Genomic DNA, 7,198 nt, shown 5'->3' on the forward strand with positions numbered 1-7,198 from the left:
GGAATTTCCAGGTCCGCGGAACCAAGGCGTGTGGGCAATCCGGGGGACACCCTTCTGCGCGACCACTACGACCAAGGACCGGTGTCAGGCCAGGATCGTGGCGGGCGCAACCGTGAAGACCCAGCCCGGCGTATGCCATCGACCCCGCCGGAGCTGGGCCACTCTCCGTACTGTCGCCCTCACGCACGGGTGAGCGTGAGCAGACCGCACCGTCCGCCGTGGTCGAGGGAGCGGCTGCTGTCGCGAGGTGGCCGGGCCCGTCGTGGGCGCTCCGCTCAGCGCGGCACCGTCGCGCCGACCGCGCGGCCGGGAGTGGGTGCGGAGCCTGCAGCAGAGCGCCAAGCAGTCGGCCTGCTGCCGCCGTCGCGCCTGGGGGAAGGGCCGATCCGGACGGCAGGGCAGCGGGAGGAGGGCCCGCAGCTCGGCAAGCGACGACCCAACCGGAGGGTCACTTCTTCTGGGGTGAGGCCGTAGCCGGCGGTGGCTGCCGTGCCCCGCACAGCGTTCAACAATTGATGGTCTGCGATTCCGCTGTGCAGGGTGAACTCGCCTGGACCGCGTACCAGGCCGAACGGCGTCGGCGCGGAGAGAGCGACGAAGACTCCTTCGAGGCGTACAACCCATTCCGCCAGGGCCGCTGACCGGGGCACCGAAGCGTTCAGGAAACTGAACGCCGTAGCGGTCCTCCCTGCTTGGATACTCCCCGAACCCCGAGACCACCGCCCGCCGGGCCCGGCATGGAGGAGGACGACCAGGAGCACGTGCTCACCGTCTGGGTAGAGGAACGGGGCCATAGGGGCGGAGCCGAACGGCGGCGAGCCCACAGGGCCAACATCACGCTGAGCTACATGTCGCTTGGTTCCCTGTACGTTAACGGCACCCTCGTTCGACGCGCGCCCGGGAGGCGCACATGGGGAGAATGAAGCAAGGGTCCGTGGCGGGGCACTACCTGAGCCGGGGAGCGGTGGTGGCCCCCTCTCGAAGGTGATGACGATGCCTGCGTGGCGATTTCGGGACTTCCACGACGATGATCTGGACCGCGCCATCCAGATCTGGGACCAGAACCAGCAGGTGGACGAGGCTCCTGCCGTTTTCCCGGTATCGGAGGTCGTGGCCGCAGCCAGGGCCGCAGGACCGGCCGTGGTGGCGGTGGTCGGCGACGAGCTGGTGGGCGTCGGCGTGGCGCAGGTCTCCGGCGAGAGGGGCTGGATCATCCTGGTGGCCCTGGCCGGGACGTGGGGCAGCCGCGGCATCAGCAGCTCCTTGATCGCCGAGCTTGAGCGGCGCTTGCGGTCCCAGGGAGTCCGCCGGATCGGCGCGCTCCTGGCCCCGGGGGCGACGGGAGCCGTTGCCTTGGAAAGTTCAGGCTACCGGCCCCGGACCGGGCTCGTCTTCCACGAGAAGGTCGAGCAGCTCGGCGCGAGCGATGCCGGCCTCCTGGCGGAACTGGGGGGAAGGATGCTTCCCGGGGATCTGTGGGACAGCCTTGCGGGAATGGAAGAGGTGAAGGAAGCCATCGAGCGGCGGATCGTGCTGCCGCTGGCCCGGCCCGCGCTGGCCGAGCGGTACGGAGTGAGGCCGCCGAAGGCGGTCATCCTCTTCGGGCCGCCGGGCACCGGCAAGACCAGCTTCGCCCGAGCGGTTGCCTCGCGGTTGGGGTGGCCCTTCGTGGAGCTCTTCCCGTCCCGGCTTGCGTCGTTCCGGGAGGGAGGACTGGCGACCTCGCTGCGGGAGGCGTTCACCGAGCTGGCCGAACTGGAGACGGTGGTTCTCTTCATCGACGAGGTCGAGGAGATCGCTTCTGCCCGGTCCGGTATGGCTGTCGACCCCAGTCATGGAGTCACCAACGAACTGCTCAAGCTGATCCCCGGCTTCCGTGACCACGACGACCGCCTCTTGATCTGCGCCACGAACTCCGTCCGCTTCCTCGACCCTGCGTTCCTTCGGCCCGGCCGCTTCGACTACGTCATCCCGGTCGGCCCGCCCGATCCGCAGGCCCGGTCGGCGGTCTGGCGGCGCTACCTCGGGGCCGCCGCCGCCCATGTCGATCTCAGCCGTCTGGTGGAGGCAAGCGCAATGTTCACGCCGGCCGATATCGAGTTCGCCGCCCGCAAGGGCGCCCAGACCGCCTTCGAACGCGAAGTCGCCCAGGGGAAAGGCGCACCGGCCGGCACGGAGGACTACCTGCAGGCCATCGCACAGACCCGTCCCACACTCACCGACCAGGCACTGACGGACTTCGCCGAGGACACCGAGGAGTACGTACGCATGTGACTCTGCGCGTCATCCCGCGAGTTCGCCGTGTTCCTCGGTTCCTCGGCATGAGGCCTGATCAGGCACCTCGTCGCCTTCGGCCTGTGCGTCTGTGCAGGGCTCATGACTGCTCTTCAGGAATCCCGAGGGTCCGTCATGATCCATGCGGATCCCTCGCTTCCGTCTGCCGGGCCGACCTGCAGCAACGGGAGATGCAAGCCAGGACGAACCCGCAGGATGTCGCATAACACACGCCGCTCGCGACGGAACTTCTTCCACCACTCCGTCACCCGCTACCGCGGCCTCTCGGGGCACGTCCGAGGAGTGCGTCGCGGCGGGTCATCCGGGCACGAGCACGGCGGCGCCGCTGACCCGGTCGGCGGCCAGGTCCCTCAGAGCCTGGTCGGCACGGCTCAACGGATACGGGCTGACGGTGACCCGCATACCGATCCGCGCGGCCGTGCCCAGGAAGTCGCGGCCGTCCTGCCGGGTGTTGGAGGTGACGCTGCGCAGATTCCGCTCTTCGAAGAGGTGACGGCGGTAATTGAGCACGGGGATGTCGGTGAGATGGATGCCCGCCACGGCGAGCGTTCCCGAACGGTCCAGTGCCTCCAGTGCCACGGGCACCAGATCCCCTACCGGTGCGAACAGGATCGCCGAATCCAGTGGTTCGGGCGGGCGGTCGTAGGCGCCGCCCACGGAGGAGGCGCCCAGGTCGAGGGCGAGTTCACGGGCCCGTGCCGAACGGGTCAGCACGTGCACGGTTGCTCCTTCGGCCAGGGCGACCTGCGCCGCCAGATGGGCCGAGGCCCCGAAGCCGTAGATCCCGAGCCGGCCGTTGGGTGGCAGGGCGCTGCGGCGCAGAGCCCGGTAGCCGATGATCCCGGCACACAGCAGCGGTGCCAGCAGCACGGCGTCCTGGTCGTCCGGGAGCGCGTAGGCGTAGTCCGCCGGAACGAGGGTGACATCGGCGAAACCGCCGTCCGCGTCCCAGCCGGTGTAGAGGGAGGCCGGGCAGAGGTTCTCGCGACCGGCCCGGCAGTAGCGGCATCGGCCGCAGGTGCTGCGCAGCCACGCCCCACCGGCTCGGTCGCCGACCCGGAACCCCGTGACGGACTCGCCGACGGCGGCCACGCGGCCGACGATCTCATGACCGGGAACGGTCGATGCCCGGTGCGGGCGCAGGTCGCCTTCGGCAAGGTGCAGGTCCGTGCGGCAGACGCCGCACGCCTCGACCCTCAGCAACAGCTCACCAGGCCCCGGCGAGGGCACGGTACGCCGCACGGACACCAGTGGGCCGTCCGCGATCGGACCAGGACTCTCGACAGCCCACCCGGTCAGCATGTTCGAAGCCGACGCGCGCACCATGCTCCCAGCCTGGCGCCGGCCGGCAGGTCCGGCAAACGCTCGTCGCGGAACGGCAGGCCGCGACCGCACGCCGCTTGGTGCGGCAACGGCTCTCGGCCGTTGGGGCGGCACTGTCATGTTGGCTGGCCGGGTGGGATGATCTTCTGGTTGGTCATGCCGGGAGGGGTTCGTTCGTGTCGTCCGTGCCGCTGTCGTACAAGGGGCACCCATACCCGGCGGAGATCATCTCCCACTGCGTGCGGCGGTACTTCCGCCTCCCGCTCAGCTTCCGCGAGGTCGAGGAGTTGATGCTCGCCCGTGGCGTGATCGTGTCTTACGGGAGCGTCCGGCGGTGGTGCGCGAAGTTCGGGCAGGCCTGCACCGACGCGCTGCGCCGCCGGCCGCGGCCCGGGGATAAACGGCATCTGGGCGAGGTGTTCGTCAGGATCAACGGGGAGCCGACGTACCGGTGGCGGGCCGTCGACGCCGACGGCACCGCCCTGGACATCCTCGTGCAGAACCGGCGGAACAAGGCCGCGGCCCGGCGGTTCTTCCGCCGCCTGCTGAAGAGGACCGGTGCGGTGCCCCGGGTGCTGGTCACCGACAAGCCTCGCTCCTACGGCGTGGTCCGCCGGGAGCTGACGCGCTCGGTCGAGCACCGCTCGCACAAGGGCCTGAACAACCGCGCCGAGAACAGCCACCGGCCCACCCGCCGACACGAACGCGCGATGAAGAGATTCCGCTCCGCCGGCGCCGCACAAGGATTCCTGTCCGCCTTCAGCGGCATCTCACCCCACTTCAGGCCACGCGGGCACCTGATGACCGCCGCCGGCCACCGCTCCGAGATGACCATCCGCTTCGCGATCTGGGACCAGATCACCAAAGCTGCCGGCCGGCCCACCATGGCCAGACCCGAAATCGCCATCCGGCCCCAGTACACCCTGACACGCCATCAGCCGGTCACATTCTCACCAACGTGACAACGCCCGCCCAAGCCCTCGACCACGCACTCCGGCATGCCCGCTGATTCACCATGAGGAGCAACAGATGTTCACTGGCTGCGCACCCCCGGCCCCTGCAGGGACAGGCATCGGCCCGAACCACATCCGCGTGAACACGGCCGAGCACGGCGCCGCACCCGCCCATGCTGCCGCCAAGGTACTGAACGCCTGGCCCGACGGCGCCGAAAGCGTGCTATGACCCCGGATACGGTCGGTTTCCTCGTCGCTCTCGCGCCCGTCCTCGTCGTCCTGACCCTGCTCGCGTTCCGTCTGGCCTCGCTGTGGGCCGGCGTCGTGGGTCTGGTCGTCGCACTGGTCGGTGCCGTTGTTTCCTTTCCGCTCGAAGGCCCACAGGTCGGGGCCGCTGCCTCGGGGATGGCCCCGACCGTCGTGGAAATCGCGGTCCTCCTGCTCGGCGGGGTCGGGCTGGCCGAAGCGATGACCCGCGGTGGTGCGCAGGACCGGATCGCCGCCTGGCTGGAGGGCGCCGAGACCGGTGCCGACCGCACCGTGACGCTGCTGCTGCTCGTCTACGGGATGACGCCGTTCATGGAATCGGTCACCGGCTTCGGCCTGGGCGTGGTCATCACCGCCCCACTGCTGATCCGCCTTGGCCTGACCCCGGTCAAGGCCGTCGTCTCCGGGCTGCTCGGCCTGGTGCTGGTTCCGTGGGGCTCCCTCGGACCCGGCACCCTCATCGCCGCGCAGCTCGGCGGGCAGGACTTCGCCCGGCTCGGGGTGTGGTCGGCGCTGCTCAGCCTGCCCATACTCGTGGTCAGCATGGTCGCGGTGCTGGGCCTCAATTTCGGCCGGCCCACCCCGCGTCAGCTCGTGCTGGCCGTCGCGGTCGTCCTTGCCGAATGGGGTGCCCTGCTCGTGGCGAACCTCACGGTCGGGACGCCACTGGCCGGCGTTCTCGCCGCAGCCGTGGTCATCGCCGGTCTCCTCGTCGTCACCCGGGTCGGCAACGGCCCGCTGCCGCGCGTGTCCCGGCCACTCCTCGTAGCCGTCGTGCCGTACCTCGTCATCGTCGGCGGCATCCTTGCCACGAGGGGCCTGCTCGCCGCTACGGGCACCCATGACGCGATCGAATGGACCGCGAGCCCTGCGCTCTGGCTGGTCATCGCCGCCGCTGTCGCCGTCGCGACCGCCGGTCTGCCCGCCGCCGATCAGTGGCGCCTGGTGCGGCACGGGCTGAGACGATGGGTGCCGATCGCCGGGAACGCGCTGGTGTTCATCGTCCTCGGCATCGTCATGGCCGCGACCGGTATGGCCGAGCATCTTGCCGCCACTGCGGAGCACTCCGGCTACGGCTTCGTCGCCGCGATCCCCGCCATGGGCGCTCTCGGCGGCTACCTCACCGGTTCGAACACGGGCGCCGCCGCGATGTTCTCCCCCGCCACCACGACCGCCGCCACCGGCCTCGGCGCGAACCCGCTGATCGCACTCGCCGGGCAGAACGTCGCCGGGTCCTTCGCCATCATCGCTTCACCACCGCGGATCGCCCTCGCTGTCGGCGTCGCACTCGCTCCCGGTGAACGCCTCCCACGAGCCATGAGCGTCATACTGCTCGGCGCCGTCGCCGCGACAGCGCTCATCCTCGGCGTCATCGTCCTGAGCCTTGCCTGAACTTTGGAGGGAACCCCATCGAATGCCAACGGCCTTCTGGCCGTGTCCATGGACAGGCTCCGTCGGGCAGGCCCCGGCGCGGTCCGGTAAGTGGCGTCAGCGTCGCCGGCATGCCAGAGGGGGCGCACGTGCGGGAGATCTCGTGCTCCCACCGCTTCCGTATTACGCCTTGCCCCCGGGGTAACAGGAAACGATTCTGGCCCTCCGTCCCGGCATACCGAGGTGGCTCCATGACGACGGGCAACACCGACGGCGAGCCCATGACGCCCCGTGACCCTACCCCGCAACCGACTGCCGGCAGGCTCGGCAATGCCTTCGTGACGGCCCTCGTGGTCGCCATCGTCGGCGTCGTGCTGGCTGCCGTCCTGACACCGCTTGGGGATCATGTCATGCAGGGCTTCCTCGACGAACCGACCTGCCCCGGTGACGCCTGCGAGGGCAAGAATCCGCAGAGTCAGGGCTGCGCCGAGGACGCCCGCACCTTCAAACCCGATGTCGACAATCCCGCTCTTCTCCAGATCCGCTACAGCGAGGACTGCAAGGCCGTCTGGGCGAGGATCGAGCGCGGCAACCCCGGAGACCTGGTCACGGTCGAGCTCGTCGGCGGCACGAAACGGACCGCCGAGATCGAGTACGGCAACGACAAGTTCACCAGCATGGCCGCCGTGTCGGACGGAGAGTTCCAGGTCACCGCCTGCGCGGTCCCGAAGAGGGGCGGTGCCGGCACCTATGAGCCTCGATCCACCGCGTGAATTCTGCTCACGGGCGTCGGGCGGGTTCCGGGTGTTTCTTCGGGACGCAGGCAGCGGTGATCGCCGGGTGGCCGACCGGTGCGGGGTCTCCAAGGTTCTTTCGGGTCGTGGGCGGTCAGGTCGAGCGTGTGGTTCACGTGACCATGCGCTGTCCGGTCGTCGTCCACAGGTCGACGAAGTCGGCTTCCCAGGGCCAGTGTTGGGACAGGTGGAGGG

At 69.7% G+C, this 7,198-nt stretch carries 4 protein-coding genes and 1 pseudogene; 4 read left to right on the forward strand and 1 reads right to left on the reverse strand.

Annotated elements, in window-relative coordinates:
• Positions 1–987 precede the first annotated feature (987 nt).
• Positions 988–2,274, forward strand: coding sequence for an ATP-binding protein (locus DIZ27_RS43775; protein WP_219933743.1), 1,287 nt, complete (start codon positions 988–990; stop codon positions 2,272–2,274).
• 318 nt (positions 2,275–2,592) lie between these two features.
• On the opposite strand, the gene DIZ27_RS43780 is transcribed toward DIZ27_RS43775, so the two are convergent.
• Positions 2,593–3,594 carry a zinc-binding alcohol dehydrogenase family protein gene (locus DIZ27_RS43780; RefSeq protein ID WP_375232088.1) on the reverse strand — a complete coding sequence of 334 codons (1,002 nt, stop codon included), beginning with the start codon at positions 3,592–3,594 and terminating at the stop codon, positions 2,593–2,595.
• A gap of 200 nt (positions 3,595–3,794) precedes the next feature.
• On the opposite strand from DIZ27_RS43780, the pseudogene DIZ27_RS43785 reads away from it, so the two are divergent.
• The 3 genes and pseudogenes from DIZ27_RS43785 to DIZ27_RS43795 all read left to right on the forward strand — a co-directional run.
• Positions 3,795–4,472, forward strand: a pseudogene (locus DIZ27_RS43785) (IS6 family transposase); the annotation flags it as partial.
• Positions 4,473–4,796: 324 nt separating this feature from the next.
• Positions 4,797–6,230, forward strand: a complete 1,434-nt coding sequence (locus DIZ27_RS43790; protein ID WP_109383828.1) for an L-lactate permease — start codon at positions 4,797–4,799, stop codon at positions 6,228–6,230.
• A 230-nt stretch (positions 6,231–6,460) separates the two neighbouring features.
• Positions 6,461–6,982, forward strand: coding sequence for a DUF2690 domain-containing protein (locus DIZ27_RS43795; RefSeq protein ID WP_109383829.1), 522 nt, complete (start codon positions 6,461–6,463; stop codon positions 6,980–6,982).
• Positions 6,983–7,198: the final 216 nt, after the last annotated feature.

The sequence above is a fragment of the Streptomyces sp. NWU339 genome (assembly GCF_003143855.1).
Classification (GTDB): Bacteria; Actinomycetota; Actinomycetes; order Streptomycetales; family Streptomycetaceae; genus Streptomyces.